The organism is Catenulispora sp. GAS73 (assembly GCF_041262085.1).
Classification (GTDB): domain Bacteria; phylum Actinomycetota; class Actinomycetes; order Streptomycetales; family Catenulisporaceae; genus Catenulispora.
The window spans coordinates 1-18,787 of sequence record NZ_JBGCCM010000040.1; the positions used below are offsets into that span (position 1 = coordinate 1).

Annotated in this window: 14 protein-coding genes and 2 pseudogenes; 11 read left to right on the forward strand and 5 right to left on the reverse strand. The window is 69.7% G+C overall.

Going from position 1 to position 18,787, the window contains the following annotated elements:
• Nucleotides 1-93: 93 nt before the first annotated feature.
• From ABH935_RS41575 to ABH935_RS41585, 3 genes and pseudogenes are all read left to right on the forward strand, one after another.
• Nucleotides 94-324 (forward strand): annotated as a pseudogene (locus ABH935_RS41575) (flavodoxin); the annotation flags it as partial.
• A 62-nt stretch (nt 325-386) separates the two neighbouring features.
• Nucleotides 387-2,501 (forward strand): cell wall-binding repeat-containing protein, encoded by a 2,115-nt coding sequence (locus ABH935_RS41580; protein WP_370383494.1) that lies wholly within the window; start codon nt 387-389, stop codon nt 2,499-2,501.
• Between the two features lie 140 nt (nt 2,502-2,641).
• A pseudogene (locus tag ABH935_RS41585) lies at nt 2,642-2,893 on the forward strand (flavodoxin); the annotation flags it as partial.
• Nucleotides 2,894-3,020: 127 nt separating this feature from the next.
• Here the strand turns inward: ABH935_RS41585 and ABH935_RS41590 are convergent.
• The gene (locus ABH935_RS41590) at nt 3,021-4,322 is read right to left on the reverse strand and encodes an alpha/beta hydrolase family protein (RefSeq protein WP_370383495.1); all 1,302 of its coding nucleotides are present in this window, start codon (nt 4,320-4,322) and stop codon (nt 3,021-3,023) included.
• Nucleotides 4,323-4,536: 214 nt separating this feature from the next.
• On the opposite strand from ABH935_RS41590, the gene ABH935_RS41595 reads away from it, so the two are divergent.
• The gene (locus tag ABH935_RS41595) at nt 4,537-5,463 is read left to right on the forward strand and encodes a phosphotransferase (protein ID WP_370383496.1); all 927 of its coding nucleotides are present in this window, start codon (nt 4,537-4,539) and stop codon (nt 5,461-5,463) included.
• A gap of 97 nt (nt 5,464-5,560) precedes the next feature.
• Here the strand turns inward: ABH935_RS41595 and ABH935_RS41600 are convergent, their stop codons facing one another.
• Entirely contained in the window at nt 5,561-6,400 is an 840-nt protein-coding gene (locus ABH935_RS41600; RefSeq protein ID WP_370383497.1) for an SDR family oxidoreductase, read from the reverse strand.
• Between the two features lie 93 nt (nt 6,401-6,493).
• On the opposite strand from ABH935_RS41600, the gene ABH935_RS41605 reads away from it, so the two are divergent.
• The 6 genes from ABH935_RS41605 to ABH935_RS41630 all read left to right on the forward strand — a co-directional run bounded on the left by ABH935_RS41605 (nt 6,494) and on the right by ABH935_RS41630 (nt 14,963).
• A complete protein-coding gene (locus ABH935_RS41605) occupies nt 6,494-6,865 on the forward strand; it encodes a winged helix-turn-helix transcriptional regulator (protein ID WP_370383498.1) in 372 nt (123 codons plus the stop codon).
• A 152-nt stretch (nt 6,866-7,017) separates the two neighbouring features.
• Nucleotides 7,018-8,322, forward strand: a complete 1,305-nt coding sequence (locus tag ABH935_RS41610; RefSeq protein WP_370383499.1) for an ROK family protein — start codon at nt 7,018-7,020, stop codon at nt 8,320-8,322.
• Between the two features lie 70 nt (nt 8,323-8,392).
• The gene (locus tag ABH935_RS41615; protein ID WP_370383500.1) at nt 8,393-9,691 is read left to right on the forward strand and encodes a helix-turn-helix domain-containing protein; all 1,299 of its coding nucleotides are present in this window, start codon (nt 8,393-8,395) and stop codon (nt 9,689-9,691) included.
• Between the two features lie 189 nt (nt 9,692-9,880).
• Nucleotides 9,881-10,771: a hypothetical protein gene (locus ABH935_RS41620; protein ID WP_370383501.1), complete on the forward strand. Its 891-nt coding sequence runs from the start codon at nt 9,881-9,883 to the stop codon at nt 10,769-10,771.
• Between the two features lie 47 nt (nt 10,772-10,818).
• On the forward strand, nt 10,819-12,486 hold the full coding sequence (locus ABH935_RS41625) for a hypothetical protein (RefSeq protein WP_370383502.1): 1,668 nt from the start codon (nt 10,819-10,821) through the stop codon (nt 12,484-12,486).
• 122 nt (nt 12,487-12,608) lie between these two features.
• Nucleotides 12,609-14,963 carry a glycoside hydrolase domain-containing protein gene (locus ABH935_RS41630; RefSeq protein ID WP_370383503.1) on the forward strand — a complete coding sequence of 785 codons (2,355 nt, stop codon included), beginning with the start codon at nt 12,609-12,611 and terminating at the stop codon, nt 14,961-14,963.
• 66 nt (nt 14,964-15,029) lie between these two features.
• Here the strand turns inward: ABH935_RS41630 and ABH935_RS41635 are convergent, their stop codons facing one another.
• The 3 genes from ABH935_RS41635 to ABH935_RS41645 all read right to left on the reverse strand — a co-directional run bounded on the left by ABH935_RS41635 (nt 15,030) and on the right by ABH935_RS41645 (nt 17,430).
• Complete coding sequence (locus tag ABH935_RS41635) at nt 15,030-15,452, reverse strand: ribonuclease domain-containing protein (protein WP_370383504.1); 423 nt, start codon at nt 15,450-15,452, stop codon at nt 15,030-15,032.
• 203 nt (nt 15,453-15,655) lie between these two features.
• Nucleotides 15,656-16,477 carry a CHAD domain-containing protein gene (locus tag ABH935_RS41640; protein ID WP_370383505.1) on the reverse strand — a complete coding sequence of 274 codons (822 nt, stop codon included), beginning with the start codon at nt 16,475-16,477 and terminating at the stop codon, nt 15,656-15,658.
• A complete protein-coding gene (locus ABH935_RS41645; protein WP_370383506.1) occupies nt 16,474-17,430 on the reverse strand; it encodes a hypothetical protein in 957 nt (318 codons plus the stop codon). Before ABH935_RS41645 ends, ABH935_RS41640 begins: the two co-directional genes overlap by 4 nt.
• Nucleotides 17,431-17,522: 92 nt before the next feature.
• Between ABH935_RS41645 and ABH935_RS41650 the strand changes: the two genes are divergently transcribed.
• Nucleotides 17,523-18,302, forward strand: coding sequence for a cyclase family protein (locus ABH935_RS41650; RefSeq protein ID WP_370383507.1), 780 nt, complete (start codon nt 17,523-17,525; stop codon nt 18,300-18,302).
• Nucleotides 18,303-18,787: the final 485 nt, after the last annotated feature.

Below are 18,787 nucleotides of genomic sequence, written 5' to 3' on the forward strand. Positions count from 1 at the left end.
CCAGCTCACCGGTCCACTCACCCTGCATAGAAGCAGTCTGGCCCCGTCAACAAAACGACGAGGCCAGAACCAAACATCTTCAGCAGCCTTCTAGATCAGGTCTTCTATCTCTGTCTGGACGCTACGAAGAAGCTTCCTTATGCCACCTACATCCATGGCAACAGTGACACCGGTGGCGCGTTGCGGGCGATCGAGTCCATCGCTAGCGGCATGGGGTGGGAACGGGCGTCACATCCGGTTACCGTCACTGGGGAACCGACGAAGGCCGATCTGGATGCTTGCTGGGAACTGGGGGCCACGCTCGCCGCTGGACTCATGGATTGACTCACGATGGATGTATGCCTTCACATACACCGTCGCACCGGCAGACCGAAAGACCGACTCCGATGAAGCAGGAACACAGCGATTCGGATGGTTCTCGCTCGGCGTACGGACTGTCCTCCGGCCTGATAAATGCGCCCCATCGTCGCCTCTGGTGCCGGAGCAGTCGCAGCGCATACGATCGCCGCCGAACCGGCAGTCTCCGCGTTTCGGCAGTCTTCGAGGAAGGACCTCTGTTGTCCAGGCCCATCAACCGTCGGACCTCGCTCGCGCTCAGCGCCGTCACCGCCATCGCGGGGACTGGCGTCGCGACCGCGTCGGAGGCGCACGCTGCTCTGTCGCCAACAAACGGGGTCCTGGCCTACTCCTTCGGCTGGACCTGGCAAGAGATCAACCCCGACGGGAGCGGGCAGCATCAGGTCGTGCCCAGCGGGCCTGCGACCGTGGGCAAAAACGTTCTTCCGATGCGCCCGGAGTTCTCCTTCGACGGGACGCAGGCCGTTTTCCAGAACGCACAGGACGGCGGCATATGGGTCTCCAATGTGGACGGGACCAACGCCCATCCGGTTGCTCAGAACGCTGGGAGCCCCGCGTGGTCCGCCGACGGCTCGGCGCTCTACTTCATCCGGAACTACCAGGTGTGGACGGTCAAAGCCGATGGCACCGGTGAGACACAGATCCTCTCCTCGGTGCTCGCGCAGAAGAACCCCATGTCCTTGCAGACGTCGCAGTCTGGACTGATGGCGATCGGGACCAGTCAGAGCTCGACCGCGACACTGATCGTCGACCCGGTCGCGCAGACCCTGAAGGGCACTGTCGCAGGCACCGACCAGGGCGCCGTTTCGCCGGACGGCAAGCACGTCGCAGCTGCCGCGCTATTGCAGCTCCCTGGCAGTCCCACGTACGTCATGGGGATCTACCAGTTTGACATCACCGGGGCCAACCCGGTCCTCCTCACACCTGCGGATTGGAACATCAACAACAAGGCGCCGAGCTGGTCACCGGACGGAACACAGCTCGCCTTCGTCGGCACCGCACCCGGAGCGAGCGGCGGCATGGCTGTGATCGCTACCGTCGCCGGGTCGGCTCCCCGGCCGATCCCCAACACCGTGGCCCAGACGTCAGAGGATTTCCCTGCCAGTTGGCTGAACGGCCCGTACTACACCGCTCCCCCGCCGCCTCCCCCGGTCACGCCGCCGACCTCGCCGATCCCGCCCGGCACACATGCCGCTGTCCGGCTCGGCGGGCAGGACCGTATCCTGTCTGCGATCGCCACGGCTGATTTCGCGTTCGGAGACGGGCAGCCCAAGGCAACGGTCGCGGTCATCGCACGCTCCGACGGGTTTGCGGACGCGCTGGCAGGCAACGCGCTCGCCGCAGAGAAGCACGGACCGCTGCTGCTCACCAACGGTGGAAGCCTCGATCCCCGCGTCAGTCAGGAGCTCGGGCGGGTCTTGCCACAGGGTTCGACGGTATACGTACTCGGCGGCGTCAACGCCGTCAGCCAGCAGACCGCGGACCAACTGCACACCGACGGGTACTCCGTGGTGCGGATCGGCGGCATCGACCGGTGGGGCACCGCGGTCGGGATCGCCGAGGCGATCTCCTCGACGCCTCACACCGTCATGATCGCCACCGGGACGAACTTTCCCGACGCCCTGGCCGCGGGTGCCGCAGCCGCGCAGGACCCGGCCGGCGGCGTCGTGGTCCTGACCGCGGACGGCACGATGCCCGCCGAGACCGCCAATTATCTACACGGCCTCGACACCTCAAAGGTCACAGTGTATAGCGTGGGCGGCCAGGCGACGGCCGCCGTGGCCGCGATGCCAAGCATGGTCGGACACTTCACCGCGCTGAAAGGCAGCGATCGCTTCGGCACCACCCTCGCCGTCGCGTCCGACACGACGCTGTTCCCGCACCCGACTACCATCGGCCTTGCCACTGGCGCGAACTATCCCGACGCCCTGGCCGGCGGCGCATTCGTTGGTCTGATGCACGGGCCGATCCTACTGAGTGACGGCGGTACGGTTCCGTCCGGCGAACTCGCCTGGCTGCACGGCCAGGGCGCGGGGATCGGGACGCTCGCCGTGTTCGGCGGTACCGCCGCGGTCCCGGCCAGCGCACTTAAGGCTGCCGCGAACGCCATCTGGTCCCCTGGCGGATGGCGCACGTGGCCATGAGGCCTTCAGCCCGTCTATCTGGCGCAACATGGTCGCGTCACTGCGCGGATGGACATCGCCCACAGCTGGGGAGCCCATCCCCTCTGGGACACCGCCGAGGCGTGCGGCGCGGCGGCGCCGCAATCTACGGCAATTGATATGGCGGATCCAAGGAGTCCTTCGACCAGGTCTACTACCCCTGCCTCGACGCGACCAAGAAGCTCCCCTACGCCGCCTACGTCCACGGGAACAACGACACCGTCGGTGCGCTGCGTGCGATCGAGTCCATCGTCGGCGGCATGGGGTGGGAGCGCGTGTTCCGGGCGGTGACGGTGACGGGGGAGGCGTCGAAGGCTGATTTGGAGGCGTGCTGGGAGCTCGGGGCGACTGTCGCTGCGGGACTTAGTCCATGACAGCGCAGTCGTCGCGTCAGCTGTAACGAACGCGTGTGCCGTTGGTCGGGCGTGAGTCCGGTGGCCGCGCCCGAACGGGGGTGCGGCCACCAGTGGTACGTCTGGCACCCGATCTCAGGCCACTGACTCAGGCCAGGAACTCGATCTCGGGGAACGCCGCAGACGGCCGGTCGAGCAGGTGGTTGTCGTGCCCGCGAACGAACCGGTCGAAATAAGCCCGCATATACGTCCGCACGTCGAGCACCGACCGAGTTGGATCCACAGTCCCGATCAGCTGCTGCACCATGCTCGGCGGGAAGCCGATCGTCGCAGCGGCCTCGGGCACCAGCGACTGCAAGTCGGTGTACGAGTTGTGCGCGGCGTTCGCCAGGCGCAGCAGCTTGTGCCAGCCACGCAGGTGCGACCAGGTCTGGGCCCAGCTCGGGTCGTCGCTGAGATCGTGCAGCTGCGAGCACATGAACAAGAACGGCCGGTCCAGCCCGGTGCTCAGGACCGGCCCGTACAGCGAGCCGTCAAGGTTGATCCCGGCGCGGATCCGCCGGTCGTCGAGCATCGCCCACGCCGACGTCGCGCCACCCATCGAGTGCCCGTAGATCCCCACCCGGGACAGGTCCAGCGCCTCGGCCAGGCCGTGTGGCAGCGGACGGTGCTCGGCGTCCGGGTTGCGGCCTCCCGCGATGGCACACAGCTGGTCGAGCACGAACAGGGCGTCAGCGCTGCGGACCGAGACCGCCTCGGTGTTGATCGGCAGGGACTCCGGCGGGATCGTGCGGGGTTCGACGCGGCCGTCGGGGAACTCGACCTCCGCGCCGTCGTGGGTGTGGTCGATGGTGACGACTACGTAGCCGTGGCTGACCAGCTCCTCGGTGAGCGTCGTGCAGGTGTCGCGGTCGCCGCCGGAGCCCGGCGAGAACAGCAGCACCGGACGCCGCCCGCCCCGGCGCTCGGCCGGAGCACCGTCGTGGCCGTGCGTGACGGGCACGGACAGCACACCCGGCGGGATCCCGTTGTCCTGCAGATACACCGACCACGCGTTGGCCGGCAGCCACGGCACGGCGCCGTGGCCGTCGACGTCGCGAGCCGGGTACCAGATGCCGATCATCAGCTCACGCACCGGATGCGACGGCACCCACGGATCGCGCCGGGAACGGTCGATCAGGTGCAGCGCGACGTTCCCGATCCGGTGCGGGCCGGTCGGCGCGGGCAGACTGAGCTGAACCGGCCCGGCGGCCGCGAGTGCTCCCGCCGCGGTGGAGGACCCGGTTGAGGACCCGGTGGCGGCCTGGGCCGTCCCGGCGGCCAGCGTCGGCACGACGGCGCCGACCCCGAGCGCGGTCAGGCCGGCCAGAGCGGTACGTCGGCTGGGATGCGCAGCGGCGAGCGCGGCGGCGAAGGGTGTGGAGCGAGCGGTGGAGCGGGGCACGGACATGAGTTCTCCTATCCCGAGAGACCATTGTCACAGAGCTCTGATTTACCAGACTCGGGTGCTTGTGCGCGCGCGAAATCAACGCGACGCCGGTACGGCGGCCAGTTAAAGTCGCACCGTGGCGTGACGACTCCCGGCCGCCCGCAAAGCGGCCACTCGGCAACGACCGTGCCCCGCGCCGAACCGCGCAGGGGCTTCCTTGTCATGGGAGTGTCCCTTGTCTGTCAATCCTTTCCCCGCGCACGAAGACCGCGACCTCCAGGCCACAGAGCGCGTCGTGGCCTCCATCAATCACACGCACGGCACAGACTTCGTGCTGGACCACCGCCTTAAAGGCGGCTTCCAAAACGGCGCCTACGCCCTGCGCGCCGGCGCCGCACCAGAACTGACAGCCGTCCTGAAGTGGACCGCCGACGCCAACCGCGCCGGCCTGATCCAGCGCGCGCAGCCGGTCGTCGTCGCCGCCCGCGCGGCCGGCTGGCCCACGCCGGCGTGGCTCATGGCGGGAAGCACGCCGAGCGGATACCCGTACCAGGTCCAGGAGATCGCCGAAGGCACCCACCCCGAGCGCGTGACCCGCAACCTGGTGCAGGCCGCGTTGCCGGTGCTCGACGTGCAAGCAGGGCTGCGGCCCGAGACCGACCAGGACTGGTCCGCCTACGACCACGCCGTCGTCTTCGCCGACGAGTCCGGCTTCAGCAGCACCCTGGCCGCGTACTCCCCGGCCGGCGCGGAGTTCGTCGAGACCATGCGCCGGTGGGTGGCGCCCCACCGCGGAGCCGAACTGTGCACCACGGACCTCGTCCACGGCGACCTCAACCCCAGCAACATCTTCCTCGTGGACGGCCGAATCAGTGCCCTGGTCGACGCCGAGGCCCTCGGCAAGGGCAGCCGATTCCACGACCTGGCCACGCTTCTGACCTACGCGCATCTGTGGGACGGCGGCGAGCCAGGGGTCTGCGACGACCTGCTCGCCTACGCCCGCCGCCATGCGGCACCCGGCGAACTCGAAGTGAGTTTCGCCTCGTGCCTGCTGGGTTTGCTGGCCTTCGTGGCGGACCGGAACCCCGGTGACTCCGACGGCCGTGCCGACGTCGACACCCAGATCCGAACGGCGACCGGACTGCTCCGGCCGCCGCACTGAGCCGGGATCGACGCTCTTCCCGCCCTTCCTCGGCCTTCCCCGCCGCAGCCGCCGCAGCCCCCGCCCCGCCGCAGCCGCCGAAGGTGCCGCAGCCCGCTCAGCGGAAAGCGGCGATATTGCTCTGAGCCCAGTCCGCGAACGACCGCGGCGCGCGGCCCAGCACCCGCTCGACGTCCGGGCTGATGCGCAGCTCGGCCGGCGTGGGGGAGCTGAGGATGTCCAAGGTGTCGTCGGCGAGCTCACCCGGCATGCTCTGCTCCATGCCGGCCTTGGCTTCCGCGCGGGTGAGCTCGTGGAACCGCACCGGCGTACCGAGCGCCGCGGCGATGGCCTCGGCCTGCTGCCGCGGCGTGATCACCTCCGGCCCGGTCAGCTCGTACACGCCACCGCTGTGCCGATCGTCGACCAGGCCGGCCGCGGCGACCGCGGCGATGTCCGCCGGGTCGATGATCGGCACGCCGGTGTCGCCGAAGGGCGCGGCGACGAGTCGCTGCGTACGCACGGACTCGGCCCACCACAGGGCGTTGCTGGCGAAGCCGCCGGGCCGCAGGATGGTCCAGTCCAGGCCGGACTCCCGCAGCGTGTCCTCCAACTCGCGCATCGCGATCCGCGTCCTGCCGAAGGGCCGGGTCGCCACACCCAACGTGGACAACAGGACGATGCGACGCACCCCGCTTTCCGCAGCCTTGCTGATGACGTCCGCCGGGTTGGCCCCGAGTGCGTGCAGGTCGCCGGACAGCAGCAGGAACAACGCCTTCGCACCCGTCAGCGCGGGCTCCAGGCCGGCCGGCTCGGCGAGGTCGGCGACCACGTGCCGGACACCCGCCGGGACCGTCGCGGTGTGCCGCGACACCGCCGTCACCTGCTCGCCGGCCTCGGCCAGCGCCCGCGTCAGAGGACGGCCTATGTTTCCGGTAGCACCGGTCACCACGATCATGAACTGCTCCTTCGTCCGAATGTCTTGCCTGCTCACGACGGTAGGAGCCTGGCTAACTTTTGGTAAGGACATACCTGGAGGTAAGCTCATGGCATGACTGGAGGCGCGCAGCTGACACCGGCCGACAGCAGGCCGCGGTATGACGTGTTTCACACTGACTGCCCGGCGCGCGACGTGGTCGACCACGCGACCAGCCGGTGGGGGATCTGGGTGCTGATCTCCTTGCACGACCGGGATCTCCGGTTCTACGAACTGCGCGACAGGATCGAGGGCGTCAGCGAGAAGATGCTCGCTCAGTCCCTGCGCGCGCTGGTCGAGGACGGCCTCGTCTGGCGGCACGTCGAGCCGACGACGCCGCCTCAGGTCACCTACGGTCTGACCGACTTCGGCCGCGAGGTCGGCGAGCCGCTGATGGAGTTGTTCAACCGGGTCACGCGCCGGTTGACGCCCTCCGGCATCGAATGAGTCCGTCCGGCCTTCAAATCTCCTCTCTGCCCGTCGTTTCCGCCGGTTAGTTCTCGTAGGATCCGAACTAACGAGCCGGCATCTCAGGGGATTGCGATAGAACGCCGGCTCGGCGGGCGGACACCCGTCCGCGGACACGGAGGGTCGGGGGCATGAAAGCAGATCCACCAGACGGCTCAAGCGACTTCAGCCTGGGCTTCTGGGGCCGGCGCCCCAGCAACCGCGCTTCGATCCGGCGCACCAACCTCGGCATCATCCTGCGGCTGCTCCGCGACGAGGGGCCGCGCTCGCGCGTCCGCATCGCCGCCGCCACCGGCCTGCCGAAACCGACCGTCACCAGCCTGGTCGCCGAGCTCGTCGAGCTCGGCCTGGCCGTCGAGGGGCGGGCCGAGTCCGACGGCGCTGTCGGCCGACCCGGGACGACGCTGCACCTAGACGGCGCGGCGGTCTGCGGCATCGGCACCGAGATCAGCGCCGACTACGTCAGCGTCGTGGCGCTGACGATGCGCGGCGACGTGCTGCACGAACGGCACCAGCCGATCGCCGTCGCCGAGGCCGGCGTCGAGCCGGTGTTGGACCTCGTCGCCGCTCTGCTCACCGAAGCCCTCGACCGCGCCGCCGAGTCCGGTACCCACGCCGCCGGCATCGCCGTGGCCGCGCACGGCGTCGTCGATCTGGCCGGCGGCCGGGTGCGGTACGCGGCGAACCTCGACTGGCACGACGTCGAAGTCCTCGCCGGGCTCCGCCGCCGCCTCGGCCCCGCCGCCCCGGTCCTGCACCTGGACAACGACGCCAAGCTCGCCGCGCTCGCCGAATACCTGGCGATCAAGGACTCTGACATCCACGACCTGCTCTACATCTCCGCCGGGAGCGGCATCGGCGGCGGCATCATCAGCGGCGACCGATTACTGCGCGGCGCCTCGGGCTTCGCCGGCGAGATCGGCCACATGCCGTTGGATCCGCGCGGCCGGCGCTGCGTCTGCGGACGCACCGGGTGCTGGGAGACCATGGTCGGCCTCGGGGCGCTGCTGCGTCTGGCCGGTCCTTCTCAGGAGTCTGTGAATGAGTCCGCTCCGGAGTCGGCTCCCGCCCCCGTGATGGACGCCGAGCAGCGCCTGGCCGAGCTCAAGCGCCGTGCGCTCGCCGGTGACGGCCCGACCCGCGACGCCTTCCGGCAAGTGGCGACCGATCTCGGCCTGGGGCTCGGGGTGCTGGCCGACATCCTCAATCCGCGCGCGGTGGTCCTCGGCGGATACTTCGCGCACGTCGGCGAGCTCATGCTGGACCAGGTGCGGACGATCGTCCGCGAGCGGGTGATGGCCCCGGAGGCGGCGGCCTGCGAGATTCTGTTGTCAACCCTCGGTTTTCGCGCGCCCGCTCTGGGCGCCGCGCATCTGGCCCTGGAGGACGTCTACCAGGATCCCGCCGGCTATCGGCATCACGGCAGCAGCAGGTAGTACCAGGCAGCACCAGGCAGTACCAGGGGGAATGGTGATCCACCGATCAATCACGGCGGTCGTCGATCGGATGCCGTCCGATCCATCCGATCCGTCCGATCCGCAGGAGACTGACGGAAGCCACTTCGGGGTGGCTCTGCGGCGGTTGCGGGTCGCGGGGATGATGAGCCAGGAGCAGCTCGCGCAGCGGGCCGGACTGAGCGTCCGCGCGGTCCGCGACATGGAGCGCGGTCGCGTGACCCGGCCGCGCGGCGACTCGATCCGGTTGCTGGCCGAAGCGCTGGGCCTCGACCCGGCCGCCAGGACCGAATTCGTGCGGGCGAGCACGCGACCGGCCGGGCCCGGGCCGGCCGGGACGATTCCGGTCGTCGCCCAACTACCGCTCGACGTGCCCTGCTTCGCCGGCCGGCGGCCCGAGCTGGCCTGGCTGAACGCCCAGATCGCCGAGGTGCGGCGGAACGTCGAGGCGGTGACCGTCCTGTCCCTGTCCGGCGTGGCCGGCGGCGGCAAGAGCGCGCTGGCCGTCCACTGGGCCCACACCGTACGGAATCAGTTCCCTGACGGTCAGCTCTACGTGGACATGCGCGAGACGGACACCGGCCGCAAGCCGGTCATGCGCTCCCTGACCGACGTGGTCACCGCGCTGGGCCCGGCGCCGGAGGATCTGCCGAACACCCTGGACGCGCTGATCGGCACCTACCGGACCCTGATGGCCGACCGGCGGATGCTCGTCGTCCTGGACAACGTCGACGACTCCGACCAGGTTCGCCCGCTGCTGCCGGGAGCCGCCGGCAGCGTCGTCGTCGTGACCAGCCGGGGACCGCTGGTCGGGCTGGTCGCGGCCGAAGGCGCGCAGCCGCTGACCATCGGCCTGCCCTCCTGGCCGGACGCCCGCGAGCTGTTGGCGAGGCGCATCGGCGCCGACCGGGTGCGGGCCGAGCCGGAGGCGGCCGAGGAGATCATCGGCCGGTGCGCGCGGCTGCCGCTCGCCCTGGCGGTGATCGCCGCCCGCGCCGCGGTCCGGCCCGAGGCCCCGCTGCGGACTCTGGCCGCCGAGCTGGACGGCTCCGTCGGGCTGCACGCGTTCACCGTGGACGACGCTTCGACCGACATCCGCGGGACGTTCCGGTCGGCGCTGCGATCGCTACCACGCGACGCCGTCCGGCTGTTCCGGCTGCTGGGCCGCAGCGGCACCGGCCACCTGACCGTCGACGCCGCGGCCGAGCAGACCGGGATGTCCTCGTCCCGGATCCGCGGCGCCTTCGACGCGCTGGTGCGCGAGCACATCATGGCCGAGAGCGACCCGGGACGCTTCGGCTCCCACGCGCTGCTGCTGGCCTACGCTCGGGAGCTTTCTGCCGGTACATGATGGTTTCTGCCGGTTAACCGCCGCGCATCTGCCTCGTCCCGAATGGGCGCCGCTGCCTAGTCTGGCAGTCATGACAGGGCCGGCCTGCATCAGCCGGCAGTAGACATCGCAATCTTCTGTGACCCCCCGAACCGACGACGTCGGGACCGGTGCGGGCCATGCCGTCGTGCCCAAATCCCGGGAGACCTCATGAACGACTTCCTCACGCAGCGGCACCGGCTGCGAACCCTGGCCGCGGTGCTCACGGCGGCCGGCGTCGGCGTGGCGATCGCTTCGTGCTCCAGCCACAGCGCCGCCCACACCGCGGCTGGACTTCCGGTGGCTGCGAGCTCTGTTTCCAGCACCGGCGCCGGCCTGAGCACGAGCGCCGGAACCAGCGCCGGAACCAGCGCGATCGCCGCGCCCGGCGGGCCGTCCGCCTCCACCACCGCCGGTCCCAAGGCGCCGACGACTCCGCCGGCAACAGGTTCATCAGGACCCTCATCTTCGCCGGGACCGGTCGGGCCGCCGAACCAGGCGGCACCTCCGGTCCCGCCGCCGGTCTCGGCCTCGAACCTGCCGAACGCCGCCAAGGTGTCCTGGAAGCCGATGGGAGGCCTGGTCGCCATGACCGTGCCGACCACCCGGGACATCGGCATCGTCGAGTGCGCCAAGGTGCACGGCGCCGTCGCCTGGCACGAACAGGGATACGTCAGTGCGCAGAACACCCCGGCCCAGGAGGACATCTTCGGGTTCGGCGACGCCCAGAGCGCCGCGCAGCAGTACTCGGCCATCGCCGTCGGCCTGAACGCGTGCACGCAGACCACACGTGACCTGCAGCGCACCGCCGGCGTGCCGCAGGACGCGGTGGTCACCACGACAGCCACCGCCGCGCAGGCGCAGTCCTGGTCGCGGCGCTGGACCGGGGTCGCCGGGCAGTCCGCCGCCGGCCCCCAGGCCAACCACTACTACCTGGTCCAGCGCGGCCCGACTGTGATCCTCGCGAGCTTCACCGAGTTCGGCGCCAACCCCCCGAACCCCTATGACCCGGCCGGCGATCCTGCCGTCCTCGCGATGCTGTCGACCTCCGTCGCCAGCTGAAGCAGCACCTGTCAGCACATTGCTCCGACACACGAAGAAAGGAAGCCATGCACATTCCCAAGACCCGGCGCGGGATCGTCCCGATCATCGCCGCCGGGATCGTCGCCTCGATGGTGAGCCTGGTGCCCGCGGCGCACGCCACCAGCATCGTCGGCGGGCCGATCACCTCCGCCGAGATGATGAGCCGCGCGCAGCTCTGGGTGGACAACGCAGTCCCCTACAACCAGAACGCTTCGGCGCCGGATCCCGAGGGCCGGCAGTACCGCACGGACTGCTCGGGCTACGTCTCGATGGCCTGGCACCTGAGCGACAGCCTGGTTGTCACCGACCCCGCTCCGCTCGACTTCACCAATGTCGACGGCAGCCCGAACACCACCTACGACTACGGCATCGGCAGTTTCACCAACCTGCAGCAGGGCGATGCCATGGCCTATCCGCACCAGCACATCTGGCTGTTCGACAGTTGGACCGACAAGGCCACCGGCGACTTCAACTACTACGCCGAATCACACCCCGGCACCGTCGCCCACGGCCCCGCCACCAGCACCGCCAACATCTACTCGGACACCCTTGAGGGCTGGCCCACCTCCGGCTACGTCGGCCTGCGCTACAACAACCTGGCGCAGCCCCCCTCCGCCCCCACGCCGGACAGCGACAGCGGCTGGTCGGTGTACGACCCGAACACCAACGCCACGACGGTCTTCGGCATGGGGGCCAACGGCCGGATCGGCTACACCACCGGCGCCGGCACGAACTGGCCCAACTGGTCCGAGGTCAGCAACATGTGGCTGTTCCCGACCACGGCGAAGCCCACGGCGGTCTACAACCCGGACAGCAAGACCACGTTCGTGTTCGCTCGGGGTACCGACGGGTCGATGGGGGTCAGCACGCGTGCCGACGGGGCGTCCGGCTGGACGCCCTGGACCGAGATGAACAACTACTGGAAGCTGGCCGGGGATCCGAGCGCGGCGTACAACCCCACTACGCAGACCATGTACGTCTTCGCTCGGGGAAGCGGCGGTCATGTGGGCTTCATCCAGAGCGTCAACGGCGGTAGGTGGTCGCAGTGGACTGATGTGAACCAGTCCTGGACCTTCGCCGGTGACCCGCACGCGATCTACAACCCGGACACGAAGCAGGTGTCGGTGTTCGCCCGGGGCAACGACGGCTCCACCGGCGTGAGCACCTACATCCCGGGTGCGTCGTGGCCGTGGTCGAACTGGACCGAGCTGAACAACTACTGGAAGCTCGCCGGCGATCCGAGCGCGGCGTACAACCCCACTACGCAGACCATGTACGTCTTCGCCCGGGGAAGCGGCGGTCACGTGGGCTTCACGCAGAGCGTCAACGGCGGCAGGTGGTCGCAGTGGACTGATGTGAACCAGTCCTGGACCTTCGCCGGCGACCCGCACGCCGCCTACAACCCGGACACGAAGCAGGTGTCGGTGTTCGCCCGGGGCAACGACGGATCCATGGGCGTGAGCACCTATATCCCGGGTGCGTCGTGGCCGTGGTCGAACTGGAGCGAGCTGAACAACTATTGGAAGCTCGGCGGGGATCCGACCATCGCCTACAGCACTGGTGCCAAGACCATGCAGGTCTTCGCACGCGGCCAGGGGAATCCGGCGCAGATGGGCGACACGCAGAGCGTGAACGGCGGCCGCTGGACGCAGTGGAACTCGGTCAACCTCTGGTGGACCTTCGTCGGCCCCTGATGGCCGGTGACCTCGGATAAGCGCACGAAGTACTGAACGCGCGAAGCCCCTGGCGGGCGATACGGCCAGGGGCTTCGCGCGTCATGTCCCTTCCGAACCACCAAGAGTGAGGATCGAGGAGCATGATTCCACGCAGCAAACACGCTGCTGTTCTTGCCGCCGCCTGTGCGATGTTCTCGGTGACCACGATCGGCGGCACGGCCGCGCGGGCGGCGACTTCGCCACAGGCCGGCACTCAGGCCGGCACCCAGGCCGGCACCATCGGCACCGGCACCACCCAGACCGTCAGCTACCTGGGTCGGCAGTTCACCGTCCCGGCGGCGTGGCCGGTCATAGACCTCGGCGAATCGCCGTCGGCCTGCGTTCGTTTCGATCAGCACGCCGTCTATCTGGGAACGCCGGGCAGCCGTCAAGACTGTCCCACCCGGGTCGTCGGACGTACGGAGGCGGTGCTGATCCAGCCGTCTGCCGCGTCCACGGCACCGGCTCGCACGACGGAGAACTCTGTCGCGCGCGAGTTCGACGCGACGGGGAACGGCTTCCAAGCCACGGTCACCTACAACGGCGACCGGCCCCTGGCACGGTCGATTCTCACCAGTGCCGCGCTGCCGGTGCCGTCGCAAACGGCCGCAGCTGCTCCGGCGACCGCACCGATGAGCTCCGCGGCGAAGGTCGGCGCCGCTGCCGTCGTCTCCGGCAGCACCAACTTCACCGGCCAGGGTTTCGACGCCTGCGGCGCACCGGACTCGTCGTCGATGAGCGCCTGGAAGAGCTCGTCGCCCTACTCTGCCGTCGGCATCTACATCGGCGGCGCCAACCGCACCTGCTCGCAGCCGAACCTCACGTCGGGCTGGGTCTCTCAGCAGGCTGATGCGGGATGGCGGTTCCTGCCTCTCTACGTCGGCTTGCAGGGGCCGGGCAACACCTGCGGCTGCGCGACCATCACTTCCGCGAGTCAAGGCACGGCCGCCGCGGACGACGCCATCAACGACGCGGTCTCGCTCGGCTTCCCCGCGGGCATCGAGATCACCTACGACATGGAGGCCTATGCGAACGGCGGCTCCAACACGTCGTTGGTGGTCGGGTTCGAAGCCGCCTGGACGCAGGAACTCCACGCCCACGGCTTCCTGGCCGGCGTCTACGGAAGCATGGCCAGTACTGTCGCGGATCTGGTCAACAACTACACCTCGTACACCATGCCGGACGTCCTCGACTTCGCCAGCATCCCCGGCAGCGGCGGCAACACCGTCTCCGATCCGGCGATCCCCAGCGGGGACTGGCCCAACCACCAGCGCGTCCACCAGTACACCGAGGGCCACGACGAGACGTACGGCGGCGTGACGCTCAACATCGACGGCGACTACCTCGACGTCCAGGTGAGCTCGTCGGCTGGCGGTTCGTACACGACGGACAGCGACAGCGGCTGGTCGGTGTACGACCCGAACACCAACGCCACGACGGTGTTCGGCATGGGAAGTACCGGCAAGATCGGGTACACCACCGGGGCCGGCGTCAACTGGCCGAACTGGGCCGAGGTCAGCAACATGTGGCTGTTCCCGACCACGGCGAAGCCCACCGCGATCTACAACCCGGACAGCAAGACCACGATGGTGTTCGCTCGGGGTACCGACGGGTCGATGGGGGTCAGTACGCGGGCCGATGGCGCGTCGGGTTGGACGCCCTGGACCGAGATGAACAACTACTGGAAGCTCGCGGGTGATCCGAGCGCGGCGTACAACCCCACTACGCAGACCATGTACGTCTTCGCTCGGGGAAGCGGCGGTCATGTGGGCTTCATCCAGAGCGTCAACGGCGGTAGGTGGTCGCAGTGGACTGATGTGAACCAGTCCTGGACGTTCGCCGGTGACCCGCACGCGATCTACAACCCGGACACGAAGCAGGTGTCGGTGTTCGCCCGGGGCAACGACGGCTCCACCGGCGTGAGCACCTATATCCCCGGTGCGTCGTGGCCGTGGTCGAACTGGACCGAGCTGAACAACTACTGGAAGCTCGCCGGCGATCCGACCATCGCCTACAACCCCACCAGCAAGACCATGACGGTCTTCGCGCGTGGCAACACCGGCGAGATCGGATTCACGCAGAGTGTCAACGGTGGCCGGTGGTCGCAGTGGAATCAGGTCAATCAGACCTGGACCTTCGCCGGCGACCCGCACGCCGCCTACAACCCCGACACCGGCGAGGTCTCGGTGTTCGGTCGGGGTAACGACGGCACCGTCGGCGTGAGTACCTACGTTCCCGGTGCGTCGTGGCCGTGGTCGAACTGGGCCGAGCTGAACAACTTCTGGAAGCTCGGCGGGGATCCGAGCATCGCCTACAGCACTGGTGCCAAGACCATGCAGGTCTTCGCTCGGGGCCAGGGGAATCCGGCGCAGATGGGCGACACGCAGAGCGTGAACGGCGGCCGCTGGACGCAGTGGAACTCGGTCAACCTCTGGTGGACCTTCGTCGGCCCCTGATGGCGGAAGGGGCTGCGCCGCCGCCGTCCCTCGGCGGCGGCGCAGACTACGCGGCGTCCGCGGTGATTAGGACAGCACGTAGAAGTCGGCGTAGTGGTCCGGCGAGTACCACACCTGACCGGTGTTCATGTCCACGACGATCCGGACCGCGTCGCGGTGCGCGCCGCAGGAACGCGGGTAGACGTCGAACTCCTGGAAGCTGTCGCCGGAGGGCAGCTGGCCGTCGTCGTTGTAGTAGGTGCCGCCGGCGTAGTTGCACTCGCCGTCGGGCCAGTCGTACCAGCCCCGCGAGCTCGGGTAGTTCATCGACGACCAGATCGAGTTGGCCGACGCCGCGTCCGAGCAGCCGGAGATCGTGCAGGAGTTGTACACCGTCGCGTTCGCGGCGGGGCTGGCGATGACGGTGACGGTGACGGCGGACGCGGTGGCGGCGACGGCCACGGCGAGGCGTTTCGTCCAGGACAGGCCGAGACGGCGCTGGGGGGTCATGGAACCTCCAGGTCGTGGGGGAAGGTGGTCACCGTCACTGTGACGCCGAATGCGGGCCTTCGCTACAGGGCAATCCCTGTATATCGGCCGCGTCCGCAAAGGTTCACCTGTCAGGACTCGGATACGTTCCGTGCACGTCGCCCGGCGTTTGCCGAAGATCGTCGAGCGCGGATATTCGCGCGTACGCCTCGGATCGCCGCGGGCTATCGAAGACTCGGCCGGGCCGCCTTCCAGGCCTTCCGCACGTTCCGGTCGAAGTCCCGCGAGTCACAGCGCACGAGCCCGAGCAGCACGCCGTACGTGAACGCGTTCTCCCCGGCCTGGTGCGCACCGGCGGCCAGGTCGGTGAGCGCCGAGGCGGTGACCACGCGGTCGTGTTCGTCGCCGAGCACGTCCTGCAGGGCTTTGATGGGTTTGGTCGGCAGGCCCAGCGCGTCGCCGGCGTAGCGGGCCCGGCGTGCGGCCTTGCGGGCCTCGTGCATCGCGGTGTCGCGGTCGGCGCCGGGGGGCATCGGGAGCGCGTGCCGCATCCTGGTGCGGACGCGGCGGTGCAGGCGCGAGAGGTCGGGGTCCTGGTCGGGCTGCACGGCTGCGAAGTAGGCGTCGAGGTGCTTCAGGAGCCTGCGATAGCGCGGGGAGTCCATGGCCTCGGTGACGAGTCCGAGTGCTGATTCCCGCTCCAGCGCGAAGACGGCTTCGACACGGGTCCGCACCGGGCCCAGGACGTGCTCCGGCGGCGTCCGATTCAGGAGGCCGAGGACCTGGGCTTCCAGCACTTCGGCCTCGCGCGCGGGTCCCAGCGCGTCCCCGAGCCAGCCGAGTTCCTCGATCAGTGCGGCGTGCCGTTTGCCGCCGGGGAGCACGTCTTCGAACGTGCGCAGGTTCGCGCGCAGGGTGCGGGCCGCGACGCGCATCTGGTGGACGGCGTCGGGCGCGTCGTCGCGGACCGCCGGTTCCAGGGCGGAGAGTGCGTCGGCCTGGTCTTTCAGGGATGTCAGGAAGCTCATACGGGTCATGCGGTTCATGTGGTGAATCCCATGTGCACGTGGTCGTGATGGGTCCGGTCGCTGAAGAACTGCGGGCCCGAGAGCTGTCGGGGGCCGCCGACGTTGTAGGAGCCGAGCGCCGCGGCCCGGCGCATCAGGTTGTCGACGAGTGCGGTCGGAGTGGCGGGGTTCACGACAGCGTTGCCGTCAATTCGCCATACGTCAACCGCCCGGCCGCGCGGATGGTCGGACGGCCGGGTGGTGCCGAAGACGTCGATGGGGTGGCCGGAGCGCACCACGCTGACGGTCAGCTCGTGGTCCTGGGCCAGTTCGAGCAGCACGGTCAGGACACTGTCGTGCACCTGGCCGCTGCGGACGTCGGCCAGCCCGGCCGGCGGCAGGCTCACGCGCGAGGAGGCGAGCAGGGCCTGGGCGGCGGCGCTCGGGGTCGCGGTCGGCGGGCCGGGGTTCGAGGGGTTCACCTGCGTGACCTGCCAGCGCGGGCTGGCCTGGACGAGGCGGACGTCGTAGGTGGCGACGCTGGTGACGACCAGGACGCTCGCGGAGCTGTCGAGCAGGCCGCCGTACTGCGCGTCGAAGATCTGGAGGTCGGGGCGGTTCAGCTGGGCGGTGATGTGCTCGACGGCGACGGCTTTGACGTCGGGGTCGAGTTCGCCGGGGCCCGGCGTCCAGAGGGCGGCGGGGGTCGGCTTCGCGGACGACGAGGACGGTGCCGATGACGGCGGCGTGCTCGACGTGGCGCTGGATGATGTCGATCCGGAGGGGGATCCGGACGGGGATCCGGCTGTCGATCCGGACGTCGTCGCCGTGCCGGTCGCTCCTGTCGCTCCTGTAGTGCCGGTCGTCCCGGTCGCCGGCGTGCTCGTCGCCGCGCCCCCGACGTTGCCGTGCGAGGAGTCACAAGCGGCCGTGACCGCCGCCGCTCCCAGTGCCGCGATGCCGCCCCGGAGAATCGTCCGCCTTGTGCTCATACGCTTCAGTATCCGTCAGAATCCTCGCGGGGCGGGGAAAGAGCGCGCCGCTGCGGCTGACGAGCCGCCGTGCCGGGAGTACGGTGCACGGTATGACGCTGCTGGCCCAGCTGGCCGAGGCGGTCGCCACCGGGACGATCGAGGTGGTCGACCTCACCGCGCCGCTGTCGCACGAGACGCCGATCCTGCAACTCCCCGAGCCCTTCGCCAACACGGTCCAGTTCTCGCTCCGCGAGATCAGCCACTACGACGAGCGCGGCCCCGCCTGGTACTGGAACGACATCGTCACCGGCGAACACGTCGGCACCCACTTCGACGCCCCGGTCCACTGGATCACCGGCCGCGACGGCGAGGACGTCTCCCAGGTCGCGCCGAGCCGCCTGATCGGCCCCGCGGTGGTCCTCGACGCCTCCGGAAGCGCCGCCCAGGACCCCGACCACCTCCTGCGGATCGAGGACGTCCAGGAGTGGGAGGCCAAGCACGGCCCGCTGCCGGCCGGCGGCTGGCTCCTCTACCGCACCGGCTGGGACGCCCGAGCAGCTGACCAGGCCGCCTTCCTCAACGCGAACGAGACCGGGCCGCACACCCCCGGCATCTCACCCGAGTGCGCCAAATGGCTCGCCGAGCAGACGCCCCTGCAGGGCATCGGCGTGGAGACCGTCGGTACGGACGCAGGCACCGCGCACAGCTTCGACCCACCGTTCCCCTGCCACTCGTACATGCTCGGCGCCGGCAAGTACGGCCTGACGCAGCTCCGCAACCTGGACCGCCTGCCGACGCGCGGCGCCCTCCTGATCGCGGCACCCCTGCCGATCGTGCACGGCTCCGGCAGCCCGGCCCGCGTGCTCGCGCTCGTCGAGCGGGAGGCGTGAGGGGCCGGCGCGGGGGTCGGTTCGCGGCCGCGGCGGGGGAGGCGCGGTCGGATGCGCGGCTTCGGCTGACAGCGGCGCGAGTGTGCGATGCGCCGGCGTCGGCGAGACCGCTAGCTGAGTGGCCCGCGAGGGATGCGTGGGTGTGCGTGGTGCTGCGGCAGGCGTCGGCGCGAGTGTGCGATGCGCCAGCGCCGGCAAGTCGGCTGGTGCCAGGTCGCGCGCGGCTGGCGGTGCGGCCTGCGAGGCATGCGTGGGTGTGCGTGGTGCTGCGGCAGGCGTCGGCGCGAGTGTGCGATGCGCCGGCGTCGGCAAGACCGCTAGCTGAGTGGCGCGCGAAGGATGCGCGGGTGTGCGTGGTGCTGCGGCAAGCGTCGGCGCGAGTGTGCGATGCGCCAGCGCCGGCAAGTCGGCTGGTGCCAGGTGGCGCGCGGCTGGCGGTGCGGCCTACGAGGCATGCGCGACTGCATGATGTGCCGGCCCGGGCA